A 26,690-nucleotide genomic window follows, 5' to 3' on the forward strand; every position below is an offset into this window, starting at 1 on the left:
CTGACAAGCCCGTACGGACGGTTGATATGGATCAATTCCTATTCTGACTGCGAGGATTCGCGTCGATCTGCCGCACCCATGACGAACAGGCCCGCCAAGTGGCGGGCCTGTTCGCACATCAGGTTTCTTGCGCAGTCAGCGGTGGTGACACGGGTGGTTGCACCTCGAATCCGCGGCGACGGCGAATCAGGAACCACACCGCGCCAAGCGGGAAGTAGACCTGGATGAAGATCGGCGAGTACAGCGATGACGACCAGCTCGACACGGGCAGGTGAAGAAGCCAGAAGCTGTAACCGAATTGACCCGTCGTCCAGTTGAACGTCAAAGCCAATGAGCCGGTCAGCGTAAACAACGCCCACAACCATTTCTTGCGCGGTATGGGCGTACGAATACAGATGACAAGCGCATAGAACGAGAGCGCGAGATTCGCCAGGGCAAGCACCAGCACGAAGCGATGCTTGGCGCCCTTACTCAGGAAGCTGAAGGCATTGACCGCCTCAAGCGAGCGCTCCTGCCAGCCGGCGTGAAAGGTATTCACCACGGTCTTGCCTTCGCTGTCGACCATCTGCACGTTGACGACGGCCCATCCCTTCTCGAGCTCATACTCGTAGGTGAGGTTGTAGTACGTCGCCTTGGGCTCATTCGTGGAGAACTTCGCCATGGTGTAAGCGCCCACGAGCTTCACCGACTTGATGGGCTGTGCCAGCACCTGGCGGAATTGATCAATGGAATGGTCAATTGCCGGATCGCGCGTCAGTTGGGGATTGAGCAGCGCCTTGAGATGCGCGTAGTCACCTGCCTGCACTTCATGGACAAGCGATTTGGCCAGCTCGGACTGCGGATGTGGTTCCACCTTGGCCAGCAAGGCATCGTCGGTGCAACCCCACAGCACCAGGCACAGAAGTGCCAGCGCGATTGAACGTAGTGTCATGCGTTTTCCCCCTGCGCCCCCTTTGACGCAGGCGCCACTTTAATCGGTGGCGCCTGGCAGGAGAAGCCTGGGGATGTCAGGTATCGGCGTCGGTCGCGAAGCCTTCGCGCGTGCCTCGGGTGAACACGCGATCGCTTTCGAGCACGTCCGCAGCCGCATGCGCATCGCTGTCCTTGAGGCGGGCGTAGATCGGCGTGAAGTCCGGATGCGTCGCTTCGAACAGCTGCTCGAAACTATCGATCACGAAATACGTCTGCTGGAAGGTATCGATGCGGTAGCGCGTATCCATCACGCGCTCCAGCTTGAAACCGATGCGGTTCGGTGCCGCGGAATCGAGACAGTAGATCGACTCGCCTTTCGAGCTGACGATGCCGGCGCCGTAAATGCGCATGCCTTCGTCGGTGTTGATCAGGCCGAATTCCACCGTGTACCAGTACAGGCGCGTGAGGTTCATCAGCGCTTCGGGGCCGATGGCGAAAGCTTTCATGCCACCGCGGCCGTAGGCCTGCATGTAATCGGCGAACACCGGATTGAGCAGCAGCGGGACATGGCCAAACAGATCGTGGAAGAGGTCCGGCTCGGACAGGTAATCGAGCTGGTCGGGCTTACGGATCCACCAGCTCACCGGGAAACGGCGATTGGCCAGGTGATCGAAGAAGACTTCGTCGGGCAGCAAGCCTTCGACGGCCACGAGTTCCCAGCCGGTGGCCTCGGCCAGCACCTTGTTGAGATCCGCGAACTTCGGGATCCCACCGTCACCCAAGCCAAAGCGCTCCACGCCCTCCAGGAATTCCTTGCAGGCGCGCCCCGGCAGGAGCTCGCGCTGACGGGCATAGAGGGTGTTCCAGACGTCGTGGTCAGTCTGGCTGTAGCTGGACCATGGCTGCTCGACCACGCCGGTCGCATAGACAGGCACGTAACCGCGGTCGGTCTGCTGGTGTTCGACTTTGCGTGGCGTGCTGGTGTCCATGGAGGCTCCGATCGATCTGACGGCTCCCAGGGAAAGGGAGCCTCATCAACAGGATACGGCCTGCTCAGCGCACTTAGGTTGTTTTGTTGCGCCTGCAGCACATCAAGATGCAATATTCGGTCGCGCAAGCAACCATCAGCGGAGATTTATTGCATGATCACCTTCGATCGGACCGACCTGCGGATGCTGGCCGTGCTGCAGGCCGAGGGCCGCATCACCAATGCCGAACTGGCCGAGCGAGTCAGCCTGTCGCCGTCGGCTTGCCTGCGGCGCATGCAGCGGCTGGAAGCGGAAGGGGTGCTGGTGGGTTACTCCGCCCAGGTCGATCCGCAGTCCGTTGGCCTTGGGCTGCAGGCCTTCGTGCGCGTGCAGCTGACCAAGCACGAGAGCGAATTCATCGAGCGCTTCGTCGAACAGGTCAACGGCTGGGACGAGGTGGTGGCCTGTTACGCGCTGACCGGTGACATGGACTACCTGATGCATGTCTTCGTCGCCGACCTGGAGCACTTCTCGCGCTTCCTGCTCGATCGCTTGCTCAACGCGGCGGGCGTCGCCGACGTTAATTCCAGTTTTGTCCTGCGCACGGTAAAGCGTTCACCCGCCTTGCCGCTGAGCCATCTGGCGGGGTGAGCGTGTCCGCGGATCAGGCCGCTTCCGCCGCGAGACGGCTTGGCGCGCTGCCGCGACGGATGCGCAGCGCGAGGAACGCCGCCACCACGCCGGTCGCGCCTGCGATGACAAACGGCATCAGATAGCTACCCAGCTGCACGCGCAGTACCCCGGCCATGAAGGCGGCAACGGCTGCGCCGACCTGATGTCCCGCGACCACCCAGCCGAACACGATCGGTGCATCGCGCTCGCCGAAGGCGTCCGTGGTGAGGCGCAGCGTCGGCGGCACCGTGGCGATCCAGTCCAGGCCATAGAAAATGCCGAAGAGCGAAAGGCTGGCCAGCGAGAAGTCCGAGTACGGCAGATAGATCAGCGAAAGCCCACGCAGGCCGTAGTAGGCGAACAGCAGCTTGCGTGGGTCGACGCGATCGGTGAGCCAGCCGGACGCCGTGGTGCCGACCAGATCGAAGATGCCCATCAGCGCCAGCAGGCCGGCGGCGCGGACTTCCGGAATGCCGTGATCTCCGCACAGCGCGATGAAATGTGTGCCCACCAGGCCATTGGTGGTGAAACCGCAGACGAAGAACGTGGCGAACAGGAACCAGAAGCTGCCGCGCTTGCTGGCACGCTGGAGCGTGCCGATGGTGAGTGCGAAGAGATTGCCCTGCACGACACCCGCGTCGGCCGCTTCGTCAGCCGGCGCCCCGAAACGACGCAGTCCAATGTCGGCGGGACGCTCAGGCAACAGCCAGAGCACCAGCGGAATCAGGACCGCACAGCAGATGGCGATGGTGATCACCACGGTGCGCCAGCCGGAGTACTCGGCAATCGCCGCCAGTCCGGGCAGGAAGATCAGCGTCCCTGTGGCCGTGCTCGCGGTGAGCAGGCCCATCATCAGGCCACGGTGGCTGGAGAACCACCGACCAACGACGGTCGCGCCCAGCACCACGGCCACGCAACCGGTCCCGGCACCCGAGAGCACGCCCCAGGTGATCAGCAGATGCCAGGGCTGGCTCATGAAGGAACTCGCCCCCGCCGCGATAGCCATCACCACCAGCGCGGTCACCAGCACATGGCGAATGCCGAAGCGCTGCATCAGCGCCGCCGCAAACGGCCCCATCAGGCCATACAGCAGGATGCCCACGGCGGCAGCAGAGGAAATGCTGTCCTGGCTCCAGCCGAAGGCCCGGCCCAGCGGCAGCATGAGGACACCGGGCGTGGCGCGCATGCCGGCCGAAACCAGCAGGGCCAGGAAGATCACCGCGACCACGACGAAGGCGTAGTTTTGGCCGAACGGACGAGAGCGCGGTATAGTCATGTTACCGATCGGTACGTGAGGTGGGCGAAGCGTACGTACCGATCGGTAACATTGTCAACAGGTCCGCCATGTCCAAGTCCGAAAAAACCAGCCCTGAAGCCCCCCGCCGCGCGGCCGACCGTATCCGCGATACGGCGGCGGAGCTGTTCTACCGCGAGGGCATCCGCGCCATCGGCGTCGAGGAAATCGTCACCCGGGCCGGCGTGACCAAGCCCAGCCTGTATCGTGCCTTCGAATCCAAGGACGAACTGGCCGCCGCCTACCTGCGCGACTACGACCAGCACTGGCGCGACTTCTTCGAGGCCTACGCCACCGATCACCCCGGCGACGCCCGCGGCCACCTGCTCGCCTACCTCGCAGGTCTGGCCACGCGCGCCAGCTCGGCCGGCTATCGCGGGTGCGGGCTTACCAATGCGGCGATCGAATACCCCGAGCCCGATCACCCCGCGCGTCTCGTCGCCATGGCGAGCAAGCAACGCCTGCGCGAGCGGCTGCGGGAGTTGAGTGCCCAGATGGGCGCACGCGATCCGGCGGTGCTCGCTGACAGTCTCCTGCTACTGATCGAAGGCTGTTACGCCTCAGGCCAGACCTTCGGCGAAGGCGGCCCCGCCAAAGTCGTGGTGAAAGCCGCGTCGCAGCTGATCGACGCGGCGCGTTAGGAAATCTCGCGGCGAGTGATACGGCTTGTGTGCTTGGGCTATGCTCGCCGGTCCGACGATGGCGCTGTCAGCACGTGCCCGCATGGCGCGTTGGTTTGCTGACACGCGAATTAACCCGGGCTCTGCATCGTGTGTCGGATTTTCCCGATAGTCAGCCCGACTAACGCTAAACTAACCGGACCGATGAGCACCGACACCGTATCCGCCCCGGACCGAGACCTCCTGCGACCCCTGCGCTACCTGTGGCGTGTGCCGCTGCTGTTGGTGCACGTGGTGCTGGGCATTCTGCTGTGCTCGCTGATCCTGAGCTGGAACCAGCACGTGGTGATGAAGAACGGTCGCGAGCCGTTTGCCCATCGCACGATCCGCTGGTGGTCGACCGCGCTGCTGCGCATCTTCGGTCTTCGCTCCGTGCGCGTCGGCAAGCCGCTCGCCGATCCGGTGCTGTTCGTCGCCAATCACACCTCGTGGCTCGACATCGAGCTGCTGCACAGCCAGCGCGCCGCTTGCTTCGTGGCCAAGGCCGAGATCGCCAGCTGGCCGCTGGTGGGCTGGCTCGCGGCCAGTGGCGGCACGATCTTCCATCGTCGCGGCAACAATCATTCGCTGGCCACCGTGATGCAGGTGATGGTCGATCGTCTGCGCGCGGGCCGCTCGGTGGCTGTGTTTCCGGAAGGCGGCACGGGCCATAACGGCGTGTTGCGCGTGTTCCACGCCCGCATTTTCCAGGCCGCCCTCGATGCCGAGGTCCCGGTACAACCGGTTGCGCTGCGTTTCGCGCGCGACGGTCGCCGCGTGATCGATGCCGGCTTCCGCGACGGCGAGAATTTCATGCAGAACTTCCTGCGCCTGCTCGGTGAAGCGCCGATGGACGCGGAAGTGCATTTCCTCGATCCGGTGCCCTCCACGCCCGAAGCCCGTCGCCGCATGGCCGAGGTGTCGCGTGAGCGCATCGCCGTTGCCCTGGAAGACCGCGCGGCATGAGTGTTCCGAGCGGTGCCGATTTCCGTCCAGCCTGGCCGCTGACCAGCGGTCACATCCAGACCATGCTGTCCTCCAGCGGCGTGCGGCGCCAGCTGCTGCCGAAGTCCGCACAAGCCGTGCAGGACGGCGCCGAAGCGGTGATGGTGGACGGTGGCGACGGCGTACGGCTGACCGGTGCTTACACAGCCCATCGCGGTAGCGAGCCGTCGCGCGGACTGGCCGTGCTGTTCCATGGCTGGGAAGGCAGCGTCGATTCCACCTACGTTTTGCAGACGGGCAGTCGGCTGCTGGCTGACGGCTGGGACGTGTTCCGCCTGAACTTCCGCGACCACGGCGACAGTCATCCGCTCAACGAAGCCCTGTTCCATTCCTGCCGTATCGACGAAGTCGTGCATGCGCTGGGTGACATCGCGCAGCGCTGGCCGGCAAAGCGCATGGCGATCGCCGGCTTCTCGCTGGGCGGCAATTTCGCCCTGCGCGCGGCACTGCGCGCGCCGGCCGCCGGCATTCCGCTGGATTACACGCTGGCGATTTGTCCGATCATTGATCCGGGTGAAGGCCTGTTCTCGCTGGAAGAAGCCGCGCCGTGGTTTTACCAGGCGTACTTCCTGCGCAAGTGGCGACGTTCGCTGCAGGCCAAGCAGGCAGCGTTTCCGCATCGCCACTATTTCGAGCTGGCGGAGCTCAAGCAGAACCTGCGCGGCCTGACGGAATCGCTGGTACTGCGCCACACGGATTTCGGTTCGCTGCAAGCGTATCTCGATGGCTATTCCGTGGCCGGCAACACGCTGATGGATATGCAGATCCCCGCCACGATCCTGACCTCGCGCGACGATCCGGTGATTCCGGTGACGGCTTTCGAGAAACTGGAGATTCCCTCGACGGTGGAGCTGGACATCGCCCAGCATGGCGGCCACTGCGGGTTTATCCGCGGGTTGAACATGACGAGCTTTACCGACGACTACATTGCCGCCCGGTTCAACCAGCTCTGACGCTATTCCATGCCTTCGTAGTAGCCGCGCATGGCTTGAAGGTAGGCCTCCAGGTCGCGTCCTTCGGCCGCTGCGAACCGCTCCCCGGTGATCGCGCAATCGGCAATGCGATCCGGCCTGAAGTTGCGGAAACCCTGTCGTAAGCGACACCACGATCCCAGCGTCCACGTGCCGCCCCAGAAGGCCAGGCACAGCGGCTCGACCTCGCGGGAACTGGGCCGGCCATGCTCGTCGGCGTATTCGATGCGCAGCACCTGGGCGTCACTGATGGCGCCATTGAGCCGATCGATCAACGCCGCAAATTCGGTGCGCGTCGCATCGCGCCAGATCGGAGCGTAGATGCGCGTGTGCGCGGCGCGCTCACGCAGATCCGGCGGCAACACGGCCTCGATCTTCAGCAAGGCCGCCTGCGCGCTGCCCGCCAGTTTTTCACCGGCGAAGGCCCGCACGAAGCGCGTGCCGACCACCAGCGATTCGAGTTCGTCGGCGGTGAACATCAGCGGCGGGATGTCCGAACCCTTGCGGAGGATGTAGCCGACGCCGGCCTCGCCTTCGATGGGTACGCCGGACAGCTGCAGGTCCGCGACATCACGGTAGACCGTGCGCAGCGAGACACCCAGCGTGCCGGCGAGCTGGCGCGCCGGCAACGCGGTACGACGCCCGCGCAGGGCGTGGATGATGAGGAAAAGACGGTCGGCGCGACGCATGCGCGCATGATCGCCCAGCTCTCGCGGGACAACCAGCGCCAACCGTCACGCCCGTGCATCTCAGGCCGCCTGGGCCGCCGCGAACGCGGCGTCCTTTTCGCGGGCCCGGGCAATCGCCGGCCGGGAAATCACGCGGTCGATGTAGGCGCGGATCTCCGGCGTTTCAGGCACCAGCTTGAAGCTGACGGTCCACGCCAGCGCCTGGCCCCACAGCACATCGGCTGCGGTGAAACGCTCGCCCAGCAGGTACGGGCCTTTCGACACCTGGTCGATCAGCGTGCGGAACATGGTCTCGGTGTCGCCATACGGGCAACGCGATGGCGGCGCGGGTTCGCGCTGCATGGACATATCCGTCAGCGCCGGCTCGAAGCAGGAACCGTAAAACACCATCCAGCGCAGGTAGGGACCGCGCAACGGGTCGCCGATCGCCGGCGCCAGCCCCTTCTCGCTGAACTCGTCGGCCAGGTAGATGTAGACCGCAGGCTGCTCGGAAACGAGCTCACCACGATGGACGATCGCCGGCACCTTGCCCATCGGGTTGACCGCGAGATACGACGCATCGCGCGATTCCTGTTTGGACAGGTTGAGCACCTTCAGGTCGTAATCGACTCCCAGTTCCTCGAGCAACGCCATGGTGCCGCCGGCGCGGCTGTACGGTGCGTAGTAGAACGTCAGACGGTCGCTCATGATGACCTCCTTACAGGTAGCTGGTAACGGCGGGTGGATTCCACCAGTTGTTGTTGAGGCCGTCGGAATAGCTCACGGGGGCGGCGGCCAGTTCCTCGACGGAGGCATCGTCCAGGCAGGCGATGTTGACGCCGACGAAAGCGCCACCGACTTCTTCCACGTAACCAGGATGGAACGCATGCACGCCGCAGTGCTTGCAGAACTGGTTGTGCGTGCTGTTCGTGTTGAACTGGTAGTCGGTCAGTTCGCTTTCGCCTTCGAGCAAACGGAAGGCGTCGGGCTTCACCGTGACACCCCACATGCGCAACTTGCCGCAGATCGAACAGTTGCAGCGACCGGTGCCAGCGGCCAGGTCGAGATCGGCTTCAAAGCGCACGCGGCCGCAGTGGCAACTTCCGTGGTAGGTCTTGATCACGAGCGAACTCCATGAGGTTGGAAATGACGCGCGGCGACGGCGATGGCGTGTCCTGCCACCAGTCCGCTTCGAGGCCGCTGCGCCCCGGGTACGCGATGACCGCCGGAAGGCTTGTCTTCCGCGGGAAAACGGTACTGCCCATCGAGCAACATCCCGCGAAGCGCCAGCGGGCGATAGGCCATGAGAATGCGGTTCAGATAGTTCGACATCAGGGGTTCCTCCGATGCATGCGGCGCAGCGTCAGGCTGCGACAGCCTTCTCGCCGGCAAACCACGGCGGCGGCACGGCGTGCTTGAACAGCCGGTACCAATGCTCACGGTCGCTGGCGCTGTAGAGATCCAGCGTGCGGATGATTTCGCGGGCGAACTCGACGCTGCCCAGGCCACTGGCGGTGATCACGCCACCGTCGCTGACGGCCAGCACATCCGGGTCGTATTGTTCGACACCGGCGTAGTCCGGCACGTGACGGCCGATGAAACCGCTGAGATTGCCGGTGTGACGGCAGCGTTCCAGCAGGCCCGCACGCGCCAGCGCCAGCACGCCGCTGCTGATCGCAGCCACGGGTGCGCCAGCCGAATGAACACGCACGGCCATCTCGATGGCTTCGTCGCCATACCCGTGTTCCCACATATGACCGCCGGGAATCACGAACAGCGCGGCGCGCGCCAGATCCATCTGGTCAAGCGTGATTTCAGGCAGCACGCGCAACCCGGCCATCGACAGTACCGGCTGGTGCGAGAAACCCACGGTCACCACGCGCCAGTCACCCGGGCGGCGGATCTCACATAAGGCGAGCGCGGCTTCCCAATCGGCAAAGCCGTCGAAAGCCAGGAAATAAACGGTGTCACGCATGGGTCATCCCTCCTTTGATACGTCTGCGAACTGCGGTGTCGTCATCTCGACGAATGGGGAAGCGGGGGTTCGACACGGAGGCCAACCTCAACAAGAAATCGTCATGCCGGCGCAGGCCAGCGCGCCCTTTGCTGTCGTCATTCCGGCGAAAGCCGGAATCCAGCGGCGACAACGCCACCTGCGAGCGAAGTAGTTGACGGCCTTGTGTTGCTCGAGAGTCAATTCGTGCGGTTCGTCGCTTGACCCAACGTGGTCGCCACTGGATTCCGGCTTTCGCCGGAATGACGACCCTGTGAGGTAGCGGCACCCCTCACCCCCGCGACCATAACCCCACCCGATTCCCCTCGCTGTCCCGAAATTGCGCAAATGCCCCGCGCCCTTCCGGCAACTCGGTTCGCGGCACGATCACCGCGCCACCGGCCGCAACGATCCGCGCCAGCGTCTGCGCCACGTCTTCAACACTCAGATAAACCGTGCTTCCATGCATCGACGGCTCGCAGTGCTCGAGCTTCATCAGTGCCCCCGTGACGTGCTGTGCGGGGTCGTACGGAAACACGGCCAGCTCCATACCGCCGTGGGGCTCAGGCTCCAGCGTCGTGCCCAGCACGGCGTCATAGAAGCTGACGGCACGCCCCATCTGACGGACGGGGATCTCAAACCAATGGGTGACGACCGGGTTCAGCATGTCCTTGACTCCCTCCAGTGCGCTTGGCGTGAAGGAGAGTCTGAGGGGGTGCTGCTGACAACGTATTGTCAGCAGGGTCGGCCCGCTTTCACTTTTGTCAGCCGCCGAAAGCGGGCCCAACTGGTATGCCCCTCTAGCCCCATTCAGTAACACCCGGGAAAATGCGCGTTCCCTCATGCCACGGACCCGCCATGAAGCCCGTTTCATTGATCCAGTTCCTGATCGAGGAGCGCCGCGCCGGCCGCGTCAACGCCGAACTGTCCCTGTTGATCGAAGTAGTGGCGCGCGCCTGCAAGCGCATCGCCGTGGCCACCAACAAGGGCGCGCTCGGTGGCGTACTGGGTAATGCCGGCAGCGACAACGTGCAGGGCGAGGCGCAGAAGAAGCTCGACGTCATTTCCAACGAGATCCTGCTCGAAGCCAACGCCTGGGGTGGCCAGCTCGCCGCGTGCGCGTCGGAGGAAATGGAAGATCCGCAGCAGATCCCGGACATGTACCCCAAGGGCAACCACCTGTTGTTGTTCGATCCGCTCGATGGCAGCTCGAACATCGACGTGAACATCTCCGTCGGCACGATCTTCTCGATCCTGCGTTGTCCCGATGGCATCAGCCAGCCGAAGGCCGAGCACTTTCTGCAGCCGGGCACCACGCAGCTGGCCGCCGGTTACGTGGTGTATGGCCCGTGCACGCTGATGGTGCTCACGTTTGGCCATGGCACGCACGAGTTCACGCTCGATCGCGAAGTCGGCAGCTTCGTGCTGAGCCGTCGCGACATCCGCATCCCGGAAGAAACCGGTGAGTTCGCCATCAACATGTCGAACCAGCGCCACTGGGAAGTGCCGATGCAGCGCTATATCGGCGAGCTGCTGGCCGGCAAGGAAGGCCCGCGCGGTCGTGACTTCAATATGCGCTGGGTCGCGTCCATGGTGGCCGACGTGCATCGCATCATCACGCGCGGCGGCGTGTTCTATTACCCGCTCGACGCCAAGATCAAGTCCAAGGGCGGCAAGCTGCGCCTGATGTACGAAGCCAACCCGATGTCCTTCATCATCGAACAGGCCGGCGGTGCCGCCACCACGGGCCGCGAACGCATCATGGAATTGCAGCCCACGGGCCTGCACCAGCGCGTGCCGGTGTTCCTCGGTTCGAAGAAGGAAATCGAACTGGCGACGCATTACCACGTGGAAGCGGACGGCGCGTCGGCGTAATCCGCATGAGGGAGCGAGACGAGTCGTCTGCTCCCTGTCACTCGCATGCAGGTCTCATGAAGGCCCGGTGTCCATGCAGGGAGACCGGGCCTTTCCTTGTAGCTGCCCGCCCGCAGGCAGGTTCATCTAGGGCTTTCCCCTGGAACCTGGCCCATGACCCTCCTCACCCGCGTCGCTTCATCGCCTCCTATCGTCGGCAATGGCCCGCATCTCTCACCTGGCAACGGCTGTCGGCGCATCGCGCGGGCACAAAACACGGTCTATCCCGGCTATCTGCCTAACCCGGCCTATCCCGGCGATCTGCCTCAGGTCACGTTTGAATTACCCATGCTCGAACGTCTGGCGGTTGGCGCGCTCGGCGAGCTTGCCTCGCACCTGGAACCCCGACAAAACGGCGCACTTGCCGCTCCGATCACGGCGCCCCTGCCGCCGTATTCCAGGGATAGAACGGAAACCAACAGGGACTACGAGAGGAAGTGGGCGCATCTGTCGCCGCTGATGCCAAACATCCGCGAGTCGGCCAAACGCACCATGGCCGAAATCATCCAGAGGCGTTACGGCCTGAAAGTCGATCCCAGCCAGTTGTACTTCAATGTTTTCAAAAGCGCGCAAACCAGTGATCGCAGCTACACCGGTTGGCAACACCTGCGTGAACGGCCAACCCGGTCGGTCAATCTCGCGACATTGCTGATTACCAATTTTTCCGCGAAGGAATATCTCGATCCCGATGCGATGAATACGCTTGCCGGCATCTATACCAGCAACACCGCAGACCGCTACGACGAGACCAACGAAGCGCGCATCCTTCCCTCCCGACTGATCAATGATGTCTGGAACGAGGATTTCCTGCAGCGCTTCAACGGCATCATGGCCGAATTCTGGCGCGAACACGGCACGGATTATTATCAGTTTCTCGTGCTGCGTACCATCCACGATCTGGGCGTGCAACGGCAACCGCTACCCGACGGTTCGTCGCTTCTGTCGGACCTGGCTGAGAACATGGTGCTGGCCGCCCTGGGCTATCCGGAGGCGAAGTACACCCTGGGCGATACGAAGGTATCGGTATCGACCTTCGATATTTACGGCTATACCTCGTCGAATATGTATGTGCTGCACGCCCGCGATCGATGGGTGCTGGTGGCACCGAGTACGGAAGAGCGACTCATGGAGTTCTCGTCGCTGGATGAACTCAAGCGCTGGATCATCGCCAAAGCCAAGCGAGGCGACGAAGGCTCCATTGCCCAGGGTTTTTCGCTCTACAGGCGCCAGGATGGCCACTTCTATTCTGGCGTCGACAGCATGCTGCAGTATTTCAAGGCACACGAGCCGGAAGCATCGCTGGGCTACATCCATGCCAATCCGCAGGCGATTCCGCTCGACAGCTGGTCCTCGCACCGCATTGCCCAGACGCAGGCGCGCATGCGCGATGACACACAAACACTGATTACTTCCAAGGGTGAAATCAGCGAACAGCTTGCCCTTTCCTATTTCAGTGCCATCGACACCGTACTGCCCCTTCTGCAGCCCCTGACGACCATCGCCGAAGCGGGTGTCCATATCGATCAGGCCATCAACAGCGACACCTCGGAGCAGCGACTGCAGGCCAGCTGGCACCTCGTGGGCGATGTCACGAACTTGCTGATCATGGCCGTCCAGCCCGTTCTGGAAGGCAGTCTGGCGATCGATGTCGACGATATGCAAAGCGTGCACTTCGACGCGCGTCGCAATCAGTGGTCGGTGCGTTCGCAGGGCTCCGACCTGGACAAGGTGACGTTGGAAGACGTCGTGAGCGGCTCGACGTTCGCCAAACTCCTGTCGACTTCGTACGAGTCCAGGGCAGCCGCGGGACGGGCGGTCTGGGAAGCCCACGGCATGATCGCGGCCGAAGGACTCAATCCGGGACAGAATCATTTCGTGTGGTCAGAGGAATTCGATGCATACGCCGTGTCGATGGATGACGGCGAATGGCTTGCATTGATCGCCGGTTCCGGTCAGCAATGGACAGTCCGGCCCTCACCGATGACGCCACGACATGGTCTGCGCGTCTTCGATGACACCCTTCCACAGACCGTCCTCTTCCGACGCCGGGGCCAGTTACAGACCGTCAACGACATCGCCAACGTCGTCGTCACGACGGTCGATGGCAACGTCTATCTGAGCGATGCACCCGGAGGCGCCCCCATCGGCGCCCCACTCCAGCGCGACGGCAACCGATACATCGCCGTCCGGCTTGCACCGGAACTGCCCGTCGACTGGGGCCATAGGCCCGGTTCGGCGGAGGCCGCGTGGATGGCCAATGCCAGGCCGCAGATGCTGGATGTGACGCACATGGTGCCCGACGCCAGCCGACGCACGTTCACCGGACCGTACGGTCAGCGCTACCTGCCCTATGGCGACGGCTTCCTGCCCATCGAGACGGGACCGGATGGCGGACTGCGCATCGCCGATGGCGGACCGCCGATCAGTTTTACGCCGGAGGGATCGTGGAAGAGGCGCGTGCCGGATACGGATTTCAAGGCACAACTACCGTCACTGGACGATGTCAGGTACCTGGCGCTGGCCTTCGACGCGTCGGGGCAACGCATGACGACCGCGAATGGCCTGGACATGACTCCCTCGAATGGCCTGGACATGACGCCCGCGAATGGCCTGGAGACGCAAGTCAAAGGGATGGCAACGACGCGCCCTTCCGATGCCTTTTCCTTTTTGGTGACCATGGTCAACACGGGCTTTCGCGGCACGGTGGCGGATCTCGCCGCCTGGCTCAATGCACCTCGCACCTTGCCGGTTCGCCTCAACCGGGTCAAAGGCAGCATCCGTGCCGTCAGTCACATGCTCGACCCCAACGACTCGATGGCGAATTTCAAACAAGCCAATGAACAAAGCATGCTGCAGGTCGCCACGCAGTTTCCCGGTGAGGACGTGCTTTCGGCCTTGGTGGAACATCCCGACGACAAGAAGCACAGCATTGTCGTCGTCGTGCCGCCGCATGTCGGACGCGATCCCCGGCTCAAGCCGTTTAATCATGTAGTGACGATCGATCCGCGCGCCTCATCCATGCAGGTGCTGACGGAAGCGGCCGAACAGCACAATTTCATCGTGCGTCACGTCGTCATGCCACGCCCACTGACGCAGACCGAGCACGCGTTGCTTTACAGCCATGCGCCGGATGCGGCGGTCATGGCGCCAGGACCACGAATCCACGAAAGTTATCCCATCACGGCACCGGAGACCCGACGCCTCTTCGTTCGCAGCGATGACGATTGCGGCGTGCGCGTTCGCCGGTCTCCCGGTTGCGGCGCGTGGCAAACGGTCATCAACGCCGACCTGAAGGATCCCCTCGCCGTGCGCGCCCAGGCATTGAACCACCAGGTGCTTATGACCCAGGAGGGCGAGCAGGGGCTGATCGCGCACGATCACCGGTTGTATCGCGCCGACGTCGACATGGAAAAGCTGGCCTTGTTGAGCCCGCAGGAGTACGGCGCCATCGCCTTTCCCCTGCGTGCCGAGAACCGCGTCATCGGCCGCATGAACCTCGATGGCACCTTCGGCATCCATCCCACGACCCCTCTCGACCCTGCCCTGGTGGCCCTGCAGGCACATACCTTCGTCGTGGACCTGGGCTCGATCGTCCAGGGCGTCAGGGACCGCCGCCTGCTCCGCGCCATCTTCGTGGCATCGGAAAACGTCATTGCCATCACCGTGGAACCCATGCCGGGCGTTTTCTACCGCGCCACCATCGACACCTTGAAGATGATGGAACAAGGCGGCGTCGAACAGATCAAGGATCTGGCCTTGAGCTTCGACAAGCTGGACAACCTGAAGCCGGTGGACCAGGCGTACATCGAGCATCACATCGGCGCATGGAAGCTGCTGCAGGATGGGGCGAAGCTTCCCATGCCGCGCATCCTCACGCACCTTCCGAAGATGCAGCAGATCCGCGAACTCATGACCGCCCATGGGTACGCCAAATACCAGATCGATAAGCTGTTCCTGCAACACCAGGCCTACTTCACCGACGAAGCGGCCCGGACCCAGTTGCTGTATCGCCTGGAAAACGAAGGGCACGATGCAGGCAAGGTATCGCTCCTGCCCCAACCCGCCACGTCGATAGCGCGACCGACCAAAGCGGACATCGATACCGCGGGAGGAGCCAACGCGTACTACGCGACGGAAGCGGCAACGATCCTGAAGGAGCACTTCCAGGCCACCGGTTTGCGCATGGCCAACCAGCGTGCGGCCGACGATACCCTTCGACTACGGGCGACGGCCCCCATGGTGGAGTTCGTGCAGAACGCCTTCCTCGACCAGACTCACTACCCGCACTACTACGATGCCATCCTGCGCACGGGCGCCGGCAACTGCGACGAGATGGCCCTGCTGACCGCGCACCTCATCAACGAGGCCGGTGGCTACGCCGAAACCTACGCCATGGTGCCCATCCATCGCTTCACCGTCGTGGGCAAACCAGGACGCCGCTGGCCGACCAAAGACTTCACCGAACCGGGCTGGAACGGCATCCGGATCGTGGATGGCTGGATCGGCTGGGAGGGCCCGGCGTCCGAGTATCCGGCCGCTTTTGCCAACCGGATGCGGTTCTGGGAGGGCGAGGGCATGCAGATCTTCGTCAACCGGGAAGACCTTGGGCTTTCGGGATGGATTTCTCCCACCGACCCCAAGTGGCTGGAGCTGTCGACCCGGATGTACTTCCCGGTCCTTCCGTTCCGTGACCCGGCCCGATATCCCGAGCATCCCCCTGCGCCGCACCAGCACTCCCACGCCGTGCCGGCCCTGAAAGCGCCCATCCCGCATCTGATCGAGGATCCCGACGCAATGCATGGCCTGCATGTGCGCGATCCGGACGATGCGGCGTTCGACATACTCGCCAGGCGGTAACGCCACGTCGGCGCGTCCACCCGGGCGCGCCGGCACCGCCAAGCTGACTGCCACCTCACCCCGCCCCTGGCCCGGCCACCGCGCCGCCCCATTCCCCACGTACACTCCGCGCCAACCCACTCTTACGTTGCATCCATGCGCCGCCTTCGCCTGCTGGTCGTGCTGTCCACTCTCGCGCTCAGCGCCTGCTTCGAAACCACCAGGCCCACGCCCCCGCCGCCGCCTGTCGTGGTGGTGCCGCCGGCGCGTATCGGTCTGGCGCTCGGCGGCGGTGCCGCCAAGGGTTTCGCGCATATCGGCGTCATCAAAATGCTGGAAGCCAACGGCATTCATCCCGATGTCGTCGCCGGCACCAGCGCCGGCAGCGTGGTGGGTGCGCTGTACGCCAGCGGCATGGATCCGTTCCAGCTGCAGGAACAGGCCTTTGCGCTCGATGAAAGCAAGATCCGCGACGTTCGCCTCTTCTCCGGCGGCCTCGTGCAGGGCCAGAAACTCCAGGACTACATCAACCAGCTCGTCGGTGGCCGCTCGATGGAGAAGCTCAAGCTTCCCTTCGCTGCCGTCGCCACCCAGCTGGAAACCGGCCAGCGCACCGTCTTCGTGCGCGGCAACACCGGCCAGGCCGTGCGCGCATCGAGCAGCATCCCCGGCGTCTTCGAACCGGTGGAGATCAACGGCAAGCACTACGTCGACGGCGGCGTGGTCAGCCCCGTCCCCGCCGACGCCGCGCGCCAGCTGGGCGCCGATTTCGTCATCGCGGTGGATATCTCCAGCAAGGCCGACGGCAACAATCCGAACGGCATGCTCAACATCGTCGGCCAGTCGATCAGCATCATGGGCCAGAAGCTCGGCGAGCAGGAACTGGCCCGCGCCGACATCGTCATCCGCCCCCGCGTGAACCAGATCGGCGCCGCGGATTTCCAGGCGAAGAATCAGGCGATCCTCGAAGGCGAACGCGCCGCGATGGCAGTGATGCCGCAGATCAAGGCCAAGCTGGCCGCGTTGGAAGCGGCGCGCCGGACACCCGTACCCGCAAAGTGAGGCCGGGCGCTGACGCGCCCTGTGAATCCGCTCGCGTTGCTCGCTGTGAGGCCGCGCCTTCGGCGCTGTAAACGGTGAACGGAGAAAAGCAGAGCTCGCCGCTGACCCAACCCGCTCTTACCTGTTCACCGTTCACAGCCCGCGCAGCGGGCGAATTCACAGGGCGCGCCAGCGCCCTCTCCCACCCGTGACGAATGACCTACTGCCCGGGCCAAATCGAGCTGCTAGCGTGCGGATTCCTGTCGCGTTAGGAATTCCATCCGCATGTCCCTCGCATCCCGGCTCTCGCTGACGCTGTTGTCAGCGGCCCTCATTCCCGTGGTCCACGCCGACACGGCCAGTCCCACGGTCGATCCGCGCATCGAGCAGCTGCTGACCGAGCTGGGTAAATCGCGTTCGATCGCCCGTGCGCAGTTGTCACCCGATGGCAAGGCTGTCGCTTGGACCTTGTCCGGCGAAGGTCGCACGCTGATCGAGATCGCGGATATCGATGGCCACAACGTACGCCACATCGGGCGTGCGGGTCCGGGCGTGTGCAGCCAGACGGACGTGACCTGGGCTCCAGATTCGCATCGCATCGCCTTCCTCTCCGACTGCGGTGACAAGGACAAGCGTCGCAACCTGTTCGTGGTCGACACCAAGGACCTGGACAATCCCAGGCAGATCGCGCCGCTGCGTGGCCTGGCCGCGAACCTTGCCTGGACCAACGACGGGCGCAGCATCGGTTTCCTCTTTGTCGAAAATGCCACGCGTCGCTCCAGCGCCACCGCCGCCGCCAAGCCGCAGATCGGCGAGATCGGTGTGGATGGCGTGGAAGTGCAGCGCGTGGCTGCCGTCGATGCCAATGGCAGTGAACTGCGTTTCCTCACCGGCGCCAACCAGCACGTGTACGAGTTCAGCTGGTCGCCGGATGGTTCGCGCATCGCCTTCGTCTCCGCACCGCCGCCGGGTGACAACAACTGGTGGGTGTCCAAGCTGTGGGTGCAGGGTACGCAGGCCGGCGCGCAGCCGAGCGTCGCCGTCGATCCGGCCACGACCAAGTCGTCGCTGCGCGGCCTGCAGATGGCCTTGCCGCGCTGGTCGCCGGACGGCTCGCGCATCGCGTTCATCGGTGGCCTGATGAGCGACCAGGGTGCCACCGGCGGTGACATCTACAGCGTGTCGTCGCAGGGCGGCGAGCCGGTCAATCTCACGCCGGATACCAAGGTCTCGCCGGTGTGGCTGGCCTGGAACGGCAACAACCAGATGATCGTCAGCCAGGTCAGCAACGGCCAGGCCCAGGTGGCCGAATACGCCGTCACCGCACAGTCCGCCAAGCCGACGCGTACGCTGTTCACCGTGCCGGCCAGCATCGGCGCGGGTGGCGACGCGATGGCCCTGTCACTGTCGGATGATCGCAAGTCGGTGGCCTTCGTGAAGTCTTCCTACGAAGCCGCACCCGAAGTGCATGCCGGTGCGCTGGGCAACACGCCACCGTCGGCCATCACCAAGATCAACGCCGGCCTGAAGCCGCAGTGGGGCAAGGCCGAGTCGATCGAGTGGGATAACGAAGGCAAGCACGTGCAGGGCTGGCTGCTGTACCCGGCCAATTACGATCCGAGCAAGCGCTATCCGATGATCGTCACCGTGCACGGCGGTCCCGCCAGCGCCGTGATGCCGCGTTGGCCGGGCGTGGGCTTTGGCGGCGTGCCGTTCTCGGCGCTGGGCTACTTCGTCTTCATGCCCAACCCGCGCGGCAGCCACGGCCAGGGCGAAGCCTTCGTCCAGGCCAACCGCAAGGATTTCGGCTACGGCGACCTGCGCGACACGCTGGCCGGCATCGACGCCATCGAGAAGCGCCTGCCTGTCGACGACAAGCGCCTGGGCCTCACCGGCTGGAGCTACGGCGGCTTCATGAGCATGTTCGCACCCACGCAGACGCAGCGCTTCCGCGCGGTGGTGGCCGGTGCCGGCATCGCCAACTGGCAGAGCTACTACGGCCAGAACCTGATCGACCAGTGGATGATCCCGTTCTTCGGCGCGTCGGTATACGACGATCCGGCGGTGTACGCCAAGAGCTCGGCCATCAACTTCATCAAGAAGACCACCGCGCCGACGCTCGTTGTCGTGGGTGATCGTGACGCGGAATGCCCGGCGGCCCAGTCGCTGGAGTTCTGGCATGCCCTGCGCGCGCAGGGCGTGCCGACGTCGCTGGTGATTTATCCCAACGAAGGCCATCACTTCGTCAATCCGGCACACCAGAAGGATGTGCTGCAGCGTGCGCTGGAGTGGTTCGGGAAGTATCTGCCGGCGAACTGATGGGCTTGTGTGGTTAACGGGGGGGGTCGCCCGCCGCGCGGGCTTGTGAACGGTGAACGGGGAAGAGCGGGCTCGGGAAACACCGAACCTCGCTCTGACCGTTTTCCGTTTACCGTTCACAGCGCCGCAGGCGCGAACCCCAGAGAGGGCGCCCGCTGCGCGGGCTTGTAAACGGTGAACGGAGAAGAGCGGGCTCGGGAAACACCGAACCTCGCTCTGACCGTTTTCCGTTTGCCGTTCACAGCGCCGCAGGCGCGAACCCCAGAGAGGGCGCCCGCTGCGCGGGCTTGTAAACGGTGAACGGAGAAGAGGGGGCTCGGAGACGCCGAACCTTGCTCTGACCGTTTACCGTTTACAGCGCCGCAGGCGCGAGCGCTCGCCCCCCCTTCACCCTCACCACCGAATCCCTTCACTCTCACCACCCACCATGCGCACCTCCCGATTCACCCGGAAGTCGCGCACGTGCCAACCCGCTTCGCCCTCATCCTCGCCCTTCTCGCCAGTACCTTCCCAGCCCTCGCGCATCAGGCCAGCAGCACCCACACCTACGCCCGCTGCTGGTACCGCCTCCCCTCTCCAGCCCTCACCCCGAAGACCTCCTTCGAATGGGCGCGTGACCCTCAAGGCCACTGGCTCGAAATCCCCGGCCGCTGGTGGAGCGATCACCCACTCGCCTGGCGCAACATGTTCTACACACCCACCTCTGCGGCCACCCTGCGCGCCCATTGCGAACGCACCCTCGCCGCCAAAGGCATCGACACGGCCTGGATCGACGTGCACGCCGCCGACAACGCGCTCTCCTTCAATTACACCTTCTGGTCCGAGGCCGCGACGCCCGGCCATCGCCTGGATCGCCTGATCGTCTTCGGCGACAGCCTCTCGGACACGTCCAACCTCTTCAACGCGTCGCAATGGCGCTTTCCGAATGCGTCGAGCTGGTTGCTCGGCCGCTTCAGCAACGGTCCCGTCTGGCCGGAATACCTCGCCGAAAGCACGCGCCTTCCCCTCTACAACTGGGCCATTGCCGGGGCCGCCGCCGAGCCGTATATCGTCGTGCCCGGCCTGATGGAACAGGTGGCCTCATGGGCCCAGTACATGGACCGGGCGCAAGGCTACGATCCTTCGCGCACCTTGTTTCTCGTCTGGATCGGCGCCAACGACATCATCAACTACGAGCGTCCCGTCGCCGACATCGCGCGCATCGTGGAATCCGCCGTCGAACGCATCATTGATCGCGGCGGGCGCCACATCGCCGTCATCAACCTGCCCGATCTCGCACGCGTGCCTTCGATGCATGGCAACGCGCGGCAAGGCGACGTCGCCCGTGACACGCAACGCTACAACCGCTTGCTGCAGGAAGCCGTGGCCGGCATACGCGCCGTCACCGGCATCGATGTCGCGCTCGTCGATGCCCATGGCATGTTCAACGCCTTGCTGGCGTCGCCGCGAGACTATGGCCTGGAAAACGTCACGCAGTCCTGCCTGAACATCAACACCGACACCTTCCGGAACTACCTGGCCTCATGGCATCCGCGCACGACGTGCCACGACGCACATCGTTTCCTGTTCTGGGATCTGACGCATCCGACGACGCATGCGCATCGCATCATCGCGGAAAAGGTGCGGGCGGTTCTGAGAAAGCGCTTCAGCCATGCATGGCCTCACGCCGATACACCCTGACCGAAGGAAGCGCAGCGCCGGAGTGCTGCGCTTCCCAGGCATTACTGGGCCTTCTTGCCCTTGAAGAACTTGCCGATCGCGCCACCGACAGCGGCGAGGCCCACCAGGATTACCTTCTTGAACGCCAGCAACAGCGCGCCGATCTTGGTGAACAGTCCCGCCTTCGCCGCGATGCCGCCGGCCACCAGCGCGGCGATACCGTATTCGGCCGCTTTGTCCGTCGCCGCGTTGTAGTCGGCGTAACGCTGGCCTTCGTTGAAGTCGGCCATGTCCAGCACCGCCGGCATGTCGGCCTTCACCTGGCCCAGCTGGTCGATCGGTGCAATGGCATTGAGCGAGAGATAGCCCTTGCGGCCCAGCACGCGGATGCCGTAGTTCAACGTGCGCGAATCGCCCTTGCCGTCCGGTGACTTGAACTGCAGATCACGCGCCCAGTACAGCTTGTGCGACGAGGCGTCGTACGACGGTTGCTCAGCCCAGCCCATAATGTGCACTTCGTCGAAGCCCTGCTTGACGCGTTCTTCGTTGCTGTCTTCAGCGTCTTCCTGCATGTCCTTGAGCATGCTGCTGTAGTCGATCTTGGTCGCGTCCGCATCGGACACGTAGCCGTCATCGACGAACGTCACCACCACCGCCCAGTTCTTGTCGCTGATCAACGCGTGCGGATCGGTGCTGGGAATGATCATGCCCAGCACATCGCTGTCCGGCGGATTGCCCCACAGTTGTTCCAGCACGCGCTGCGCGTCCTTGGCCTGCAGGTAGCTGTAACCGGGCGCGATATCGAGCGTGGCGCCCGCCTGGGCGACATCGACCTTGCCGGTGATCGGGTGGATCGACGAGATAAACGCTTCGACCTTCGATTCCGCATCCGAGGCGTCATCCGCCATCACGGGCGCGAACACGAGCAAACCGGCCAGCACGAGTGCCGGCAAGAGCTTCTTGCGAGACATGGCAACTTCCCTTGTTGAGCGTCCCCCTGGACGTGGCGGGAGTGTATCGAAGGGAATTGCGATGGGGTAGGGGCCGCTCATGGCAGCTTTTCCAACGCGAGCAAGGCCGACTTTTTCGCACCCTCCAGACAGCGACGCAGCGCCCTCAACTCCCGACGCCAGGCCTCGTCGTCCGCCTGGCTAACCGGCGCCATCAACTCGTACACGGCATACGCTGTATCGCGCGCCATCGAACAGCACTCCAGCACGTCGAACATGTGCTCCCGCCACTCGTCTTCCGCCGAGTTCCGATGTTTCGTATCACCCGAAACCGGGCATTTCCCCTGATCCATCTCGTGTCTCTCCCATAAACGCGGCACGCCGTGCAGGCACTGACGCGCCGCGCGTGGTGCAAAGCACCGCTCAGGTCATAAAGGCTCACCGGCCTGCCCGTGACCGGGCGCCGGAAGGCTTGGTTACGAGGAGGTGCGGCCGCCCGCCCTCAGTCCTTCCATCAGGACCGAGTGTCACGAGAGCGCTGGAACGATCCGGGCGCGGCGAGCTGCCGCCGTTCGTCAACCGCGTCTGCGCAGAGTGCGGACGTCCCGGGGATCGGTGAGGTGGCCGCTTTGTGGGCGCGGCGCGGGGGGTATTGCCGTACTATTTGGCGTAGCCATCTTCAATAGTTCTCGTATTGGTGGTGGTCAGCGGGTCTTGTGGTGGTCGAAACACCCAAGGCCCGCGCTTTTTCGCTTCATGATGTGAGCGATGCGCTGCCTGTGTAGGTCCTCTGTGTGGAGTCGCAGGCAGCGAAGGGGACACTAGCAAAACTTTGCGTTGCGTGTCTGTCAGGCAACGTCTCGTGGTTTGTCTGATGCATATCACTCTTGCTGCATTCGCCTGCTAAGGCTTCGGGCTGCTCTACTTTCCCGACGTTGTCTGGTGCCTCGTCAGTATCCAAAACGGGGCCGCAGTGGAAAACAAGCTGTCCGGGAAGATGACGGCGAACACCACGACATCTGCCTGAGTTGCGTTACGCACTCCTGTCATGGCCTCAGATGTGTCTACGAAAGCCTGGCCGGTCCATGACCTCGTCAATAGAGTGGCCACCACTCTGATGAAATCTTATTTGTCATCGTCGCGCTTCTCTCGCGGGTTAAGGATCGCAACGAACCATGCGCCAAATGTAATTAGCGTAGCTGACATGCCTGGAACAATAAGAACGGACCATCCTCCTTGGGACTCCAGCCCTTGAACTGTCCGCGCAACTCCGAGTTTGAAGACGCAGAAGACGACAAACGAAATTCCGGTCACAAAAAAGGTGACCGCGAAGATCGCCGGATACCGGAACCGCCCTAGAAAATGCAACACGGGTGGACCAAAGATCCCGCCAATGATCCCCGACCAAAATCCGTCGAACATCACTTGTCCTCCGTTTGCTTTTGTTGCGCGTTTATCAGCCCTGTCCCGTTGCAACAGCGGTCTCCACGACGCGGCGAGGACATGTGTTCTGTCTCCATAAGTCGTAAGCGCGATGACACCCTGGTTCTCAGTCCACTAAGTTCGACTAGCTTGACTCTCCCGGCATCTGGAAGGCCGAAGACGCCACGAGGCACTTTGACAATGCTTTGGCAAAGACGAGGTACGCATCGATTCCGTACGCGAGTTCCCGATTCGAGCGAACCAGTTTGAAGTAGCTGAAACCCGGAACGATATGCCTAAGGCAGTCGCGGAAACTTTTGTCGGCATGGCGTCCGTCCAACTCCACCTGGACGAACAGCGGGACCTGAAAGATGGGACGGGAATAGCCCTTTTCAATCGCCACGCGTACGGATCCACGCCCTCCAAGGTCTGCTCGGATGCCTCCCTGGCTGTCGGCCAGCATGCCGAATCTTTCAGCACGCGCGGCAACGATGTTCACGAGATCAGCATGACTGACGTCCGTGCTCACATCGAAGCCGAACCTGCTGGCGTATGCCGCTTTCATGGCTGATGCGCGCTCAGTCAAACTGAATCCGTACGTAGAATCTGCCTCAAGTCGATGCGCGAACCGGGTCTCGCAGGCCTGCATGGGCCAGTGTCCGTTGCACGCGCGCGTCCGCCCGGTCTTCACCAACTCGTCAAGATAGTCGGATCGATACACAGGTTGATCAAAGAACTCGCGTTTCACGATCGACATATGTCCCAGATTGCAGGCGTACTCGTTTGCCACCTCGTCCCAGCAACGCCTCTGGACGTCCAGTTCATCCGTACCTTCGGAAGCGTATTGCTCGACTTCTTCCTGGAAGACACGGTGGGCAAAGAGATCCGAGCTCTCAAGCTCGGCCTCGATGAATCGCCTGATGTTGGGTTGGGCGCTAGAGATCATGGAGCTTCGGCTTTGAATCCGAACAGCTTGCTGCCAGCAGTCGTGAGAAGACGCACCCTGGCTATTCCGTCGTGGCTTGCGACATGACCAGGGCTACGACAACGCCACCGCGAATGCGAACCTCAAGTGTCGATATCCGTTCCAGTCCGGGTTTCACGGTTCCGCTGTACGAATAGATCCACCAGTCATCGACGGTCATGGACGGTTTGCCGAGCCTTTCGCCTAGTTGCGCCGACGTCGAGCCCAGCGAAGCGTCGCCGGCCATGCGCACGATTCCAGCGTGAGAAGGCAGCGCCGGACAATCGTCGGAGTCAGCGACGCTATCAACAACAGACGCTGCGACCGAACCAACCGTGTGTTGCTCGCCACCAAGCTCGCCCGATGAAAGCCAGATGCGCGCAGGCCTTCCATGAAGCGTGGTGGTGTAACAGAGCCAGTACTGGCTGTCGGCGGCGTCACCTCGATGGTGAATTGTGCCGATGCCGGCCTGATGCGTGACATCGGCCAGGGTCGTGTGTTCGAGCTCCACGTGCCGTTCGCCCATGGAGACGTCGAGGGCCGGCGGCGTGGTCATGGTCGACACGATGGCGTCCACGTTCGCTCCGGCAGGCGGGGGTAACGTGGGGTTACCCGGGATGGCCAGTGCCGGCAGCGACAGTAGAAAGGGAAGAAGCAAGCAGGCTCGTCGCGGCAACGTCATCATGGCGTATCGCTTCGTTCGATTTCTGGCACCGACATCTTAAGGATCTCCATTCCGTATCGACTCATGGGGCCGGCATGCATGTCTTCTCAAGTGATGCGCTTCTTCAGCCACGTTACCGCATGGGGCCTCTAATCAGGAATCAGCACCGCCCACATGAGCACCACGGGATAGAACAGGAGCAAGGCTCTTGATGCATAGAGGCTTCGCCTGAACCACGCAGGATAGAAATCTTTAGGAAGATCGAAGTCGAGGAGCATGCGCGATACAACCGGCCGATCGAAGTACGCGGGTGGTTCGCGGGTGATCTCCGGATCGACCAGGTGCAGTTTGGCGTACAGCCATCGATTGAAAAGGATGGTTCCAAGCGCATACACCGCGCCGATGGAGATGGAAACGTTGGCGTTCATGGGATGGCGTTCGTCATCGACCGGCCGATGGTTAAACGCCCGGGCGAACGCCTAGAACGCAAGCCATGCCACGATGATCGTATGCGGCTGTTCATTCCATGGTTCCCCTGAGCTCGTGCCTTGCGCGCGCGCTGCATAGCACGCTATCGCGCCACCATCGCGCGCACAATGGGCAAGATCTCGCGCTCAACGGCAAGTTGTTGCGCCCGTCGAGCCAAGCGGCAAAGGAAGCCCCGCCGATGACGGGGCTTCCGCGTCTTCCTGTTCGAACACTCAGAACGGAAGCGTCAGCCCGGTGTAATCCCCAATCACCTTGGCGTCGTACGGCCCGTTGAGCTGGTTGAAACTGTCACCCGCTACGTTCAGCTCGCCCTGCTGAAACACGATCTTCCCGGCCGGGGTCACTTCGATCACCCGGTTGTTGAACTGATCACTGATCAGCGTATTGCCGTTATGCAGCCGCACGGCACGTGTCGGCGCCGGGGATGGGTTGCTTCCTGGCTGCGTGTTGGTGAAGTACTGCCAGACCACGTCGTCATTGCCGTTGACCTCGACAATGCGGTTGTTGTTCGAGTCCGAGATCAGTGTATTGCCATTGGGTAACCGGCTGGCGAAGGCTGCGCCGCTGACGGTACCGCCGGCCGTGAACTGCTTGACTATCTTCATATCGGTGGTGACTTCGATGACGCGGTCGTTGCTTTCGTCGGCAATCAAAATGTGCCCGTTGGTAAGCACCTCGCCGCTATTGGGGTTATTGAGCTGGTTGGGTCCATTGCCGCTCACGCCTGTCGTGCCGTATTGCCAGACGATCTGGTGATTGAGATTCACCACGATGATGCGCTGATTGGCCTGATCGGCGATCAGCACCATGGGGCCGGGGTGATGCGGGAAGGTGGTGAGGAACAGTGCCTGCACAGGGGTGTTCAGCTGGTTGGGGCCATCACCGCTGACACCGGCCTGGCCGTATTGCCAGACGATGATGCCGGCCTGGTTGACCAGGAACACGCGGTTATCGGGACAGCCATTGACGGTATCCGAGCATCCGGGCAGGCCGGGTGGCGTGCCGGTACCGGAGATCAGCGTCAGTGCGCCTACACGTTCGGCATCGTTGACACCGACGACGCTCCTGGGCCCGGGAAGATCCGAGCCATTCCCGAAATGCCACAACACACGGTGGCTGCCGGGATCGACCTCGATCACGCGGTTGTTGAACTGATCGGCGATAAGGATGGGCCCTTCGTTGGTTTGTGCGTGCACCATTTGGGTGAGCAAGGCGCCAGCCATGAGGGCGGTGGCGAGTGTGGTGCGAGCGAACTTCTTTTGACGCAGACGATTTGTCATGGCACGCCCC

Annotated in this window: 25 protein-coding genes; 9 read left to right on the forward strand and 16 right to left on the reverse strand. The window is 63.1% G+C overall.

What is annotated here, in order from left to right:
* Positions 1-118: 118 nt before the first annotated feature.
* Entirely contained in the window at positions 119-931 is an 813-nt protein-coding gene (locus tag EYV96_RS17720) for a hypothetical protein (protein ID WP_131152927.1), read from the reverse strand.
* A gap of 76 nt (positions 932-1,007) precedes the next feature.
* Positions 1,008-1,901 (reverse strand): phenylalanine 4-monooxygenase, encoded by an 894-nt coding sequence (gene phhA / locus EYV96_RS17725; protein ID WP_131152928.1) that lies wholly within the window; start codon positions 1,899-1,901, stop codon positions 1,008-1,010.
* A gap of 153 nt (positions 1,902-2,054) precedes the next feature.
* Between phhA and EYV96_RS17730 the strand changes: the two genes are divergently transcribed.
* Complete coding sequence (locus tag EYV96_RS17730; protein ID WP_131152929.1) at positions 2,055-2,531, forward strand: Lrp/AsnC family transcriptional regulator; 477 nt, start codon at positions 2,055-2,057, stop codon at positions 2,529-2,531.
* 13 nt (positions 2,532-2,544) lie between these two features.
* Here EYV96_RS17730 and EYV96_RS17735 read toward each other — a convergent pair whose 3' ends face one another.
* Entirely contained in the window at positions 2,545-3,828 is a 1,284-nt protein-coding gene (locus EYV96_RS17735; protein WP_131152930.1) for an MFS transporter, read from the reverse strand.
* A 68-nt stretch (positions 3,829-3,896) separates the two neighbouring features.
* On the opposite strand from EYV96_RS17735, the gene EYV96_RS17740 reads away from it, so the two are divergent.
* From EYV96_RS17740 to EYV96_RS17750, 3 genes are all read left to right on the forward strand, one after another.
* On the forward strand, positions 3,897-4,487 hold the full coding sequence (locus EYV96_RS17740) for a TetR/AcrR family transcriptional regulator (RefSeq protein WP_131152931.1): 591 nt from the start codon (positions 3,897-3,899) through the stop codon (positions 4,485-4,487).
* A gap of 183 nt (positions 4,488-4,670) precedes the next feature.
* Positions 4,671-5,471: a lysophospholipid acyltransferase family protein gene (locus EYV96_RS17745; RefSeq protein ID WP_131152932.1), complete on the forward strand. Its 801-nt coding sequence runs from the start codon at positions 4,671-4,673 to the stop codon at positions 5,469-5,471.
* Positions 5,468-6,463: a YheT family hydrolase gene (locus tag EYV96_RS17750; RefSeq protein ID WP_131152933.1), complete on the forward strand. Its 996-nt coding sequence runs from the start codon at positions 5,468-5,470 to the stop codon at positions 6,461-6,463. Before EYV96_RS17745 ends, EYV96_RS17750 begins: the two co-directional genes overlap by 4 nt.
* A gap of 2 nt (positions 6,464-6,465) precedes the next feature.
* Here the strand turns inward: EYV96_RS17750 and EYV96_RS17755 are convergent, their stop codons facing one another.
* From EYV96_RS17755 to EYV96_RS17780, 6 genes are all read right to left on the reverse strand, one after another.
* Positions 6,466-7,170 (reverse strand): helix-turn-helix transcriptional regulator, encoded by a 705-nt coding sequence (locus EYV96_RS17755; RefSeq protein ID WP_131152934.1) that lies wholly within the window; start codon positions 7,168-7,170, stop codon positions 6,466-6,468.
* A 60-nt stretch (positions 7,171-7,230) separates the two neighbouring features.
* Complete coding sequence (locus EYV96_RS17760; RefSeq protein ID WP_205746210.1) at positions 7,231-7,860, reverse strand: glutathione S-transferase family protein; 630 nt, start codon at positions 7,858-7,860, stop codon at positions 7,231-7,233.
* Positions 7,861-7,867: 7 nt separating this feature from the next.
* Positions 7,868-8,272 carry a GFA family protein gene (locus EYV96_RS17765; RefSeq protein ID WP_131152936.1) on the reverse strand — a complete coding sequence of 135 codons (405 nt, stop codon included), beginning with the start codon at positions 8,270-8,272 and terminating at the stop codon, positions 7,868-7,870.
* On the reverse strand, positions 8,269-8,481 hold the full coding sequence (locus EYV96_RS17770) for a hypothetical protein (protein ID WP_131152937.1): 213 nt from the start codon (positions 8,479-8,481) through the stop codon (positions 8,269-8,271). Before EYV96_RS17770 ends, EYV96_RS17765 begins: the two co-directional genes overlap by 4 nt.
* 31 nt (positions 8,482-8,512) lie before the next feature.
* Complete coding sequence (locus tag EYV96_RS17775) at positions 8,513-9,124, reverse strand: DJ-1/PfpI family protein (protein ID WP_131152938.1); 612 nt, start codon at positions 9,122-9,124, stop codon at positions 8,513-8,515.
* Positions 9,125-9,434: 310 nt separating this feature from the next.
* Positions 9,435-9,809, reverse strand: a complete 375-nt coding sequence (locus tag EYV96_RS17780) for a VOC family protein (RefSeq protein WP_131152939.1) — start codon at positions 9,807-9,809, stop codon at positions 9,435-9,437.
* 191 nt (positions 9,810-10,000) lie between these two features.
* Between EYV96_RS17780 and EYV96_RS17785 the strand changes: the two genes are divergently transcribed.
* The 5 genes from EYV96_RS17785 (at position 10,001) to EYV96_RS17805 (ending at position 20,932) form a co-directional block, all read left to right on the forward strand.
* The gene (locus tag EYV96_RS17785) at positions 10,001-11,017 is read left to right on the forward strand and encodes a class 1 fructose-bisphosphatase (protein ID WP_131152940.1); all 1,017 of its coding nucleotides are present in this window, start codon (positions 10,001-10,003) and stop codon (positions 11,015-11,017) included.
* A gap of 153 nt (positions 11,018-11,170) precedes the next feature.
* Positions 11,171-15,913 (forward strand): dermonecrotic toxin domain-containing protein, encoded by a 4,743-nt coding sequence (locus EYV96_RS17790; protein WP_131152941.1) that lies wholly within the window; start codon positions 11,171-11,173, stop codon positions 15,911-15,913.
* Positions 15,914-16,048: 135 nt separating this feature from the next.
* Positions 16,049-16,954 carry a patatin-like phospholipase family protein gene (locus tag EYV96_RS17795; RefSeq protein WP_131152942.1) on the forward strand — a complete coding sequence of 302 codons (906 nt, stop codon included), beginning with the start codon at positions 16,049-16,051 and terminating at the stop codon, positions 16,952-16,954.
* Positions 16,955-17,218: 264 nt separating this feature from the next.
* Positions 17,219-19,252 (forward strand): S9 family peptidase, encoded by a 2,034-nt coding sequence (locus EYV96_RS17800; protein ID WP_131152943.1) that lies wholly within the window; start codon positions 17,219-17,221, stop codon positions 19,250-19,252.
* Positions 19,253-19,714: 462 nt separating this feature from the next.
* Positions 19,715-20,932 carry an SGNH/GDSL hydrolase family protein gene (locus EYV96_RS17805; RefSeq protein WP_131152944.1) on the forward strand — a complete coding sequence of 406 codons (1,218 nt, stop codon included), beginning with the start codon at positions 19,715-19,717 and terminating at the stop codon, positions 20,930-20,932.
* A 41-nt stretch (positions 20,933-20,973) separates the two neighbouring features.
* Here EYV96_RS17805 and EYV96_RS17810 read toward each other — a convergent pair whose 3' ends face one another.
* The 7 genes from EYV96_RS17810 to EYV96_RS17840 all read right to left on the reverse strand — a co-directional run bounded on the left by EYV96_RS17810 (position 20,974) and on the right by EYV96_RS17840 (position 26,680).
* Positions 20,974-21,882, reverse strand: coding sequence for a DUF2167 domain-containing protein (locus EYV96_RS17810; protein ID WP_131152945.1), 909 nt, complete (start codon positions 21,880-21,882; stop codon positions 20,974-20,976).
* Positions 21,883-21,959: 77 nt separating this feature from the next.
* Entirely contained in the window at positions 21,960-22,139 is a 180-nt protein-coding gene (locus EYV96_RS17815; protein WP_131152946.1) for a hypothetical protein, read from the reverse strand.
* Between the two features lie 847 nt (positions 22,140-22,986).
* The gene (locus tag EYV96_RS17820) at positions 22,987-23,283 is read right to left on the reverse strand and encodes a hypothetical protein (protein WP_131152947.1); all 297 of its coding nucleotides are present in this window, start codon (positions 23,281-23,283) and stop codon (positions 22,987-22,989) included.
* A 145-nt stretch (positions 23,284-23,428) separates the two neighbouring features.
* A complete protein-coding gene (locus EYV96_RS17825) occupies positions 23,429-24,229 on the reverse strand; it encodes a hypothetical protein (RefSeq protein ID WP_131152948.1) in 801 nt (266 codons plus the stop codon).
* Positions 24,230-24,290: 61 nt separating this feature from the next.
* Positions 24,291-24,905 carry a hypothetical protein gene (locus tag EYV96_RS17830; RefSeq protein ID WP_165488728.1) on the reverse strand — a complete coding sequence of 205 codons (615 nt, stop codon included), beginning with the start codon at positions 24,903-24,905 and terminating at the stop codon, positions 24,291-24,293.
* 155 nt (positions 24,906-25,060) lie between these two features.
* Positions 25,061-25,339 (reverse strand): hypothetical protein, encoded by a 279-nt coding sequence (locus EYV96_RS17835; protein WP_131152950.1) that lies wholly within the window; start codon positions 25,337-25,339, stop codon positions 25,061-25,063.
* Between the two features lie 273 nt (positions 25,340-25,612).
* The gene (locus EYV96_RS17840; protein WP_131152951.1) at positions 25,613-26,680 is read right to left on the reverse strand and encodes an NHL repeat-containing protein; all 1,068 of its coding nucleotides are present in this window, start codon (positions 26,678-26,680) and stop codon (positions 25,613-25,615) included.
* Positions 26,681-26,690 lie beyond the last annotated feature (10 nt).

Source organism: Dyella terrae, assembly GCF_004322705.1.
GTDB classification, from domain to species: domain Bacteria; phylum Pseudomonadota; class Gammaproteobacteria; order Xanthomonadales; family Rhodanobacteraceae; genus Dyella_D; species Dyella_D terrae.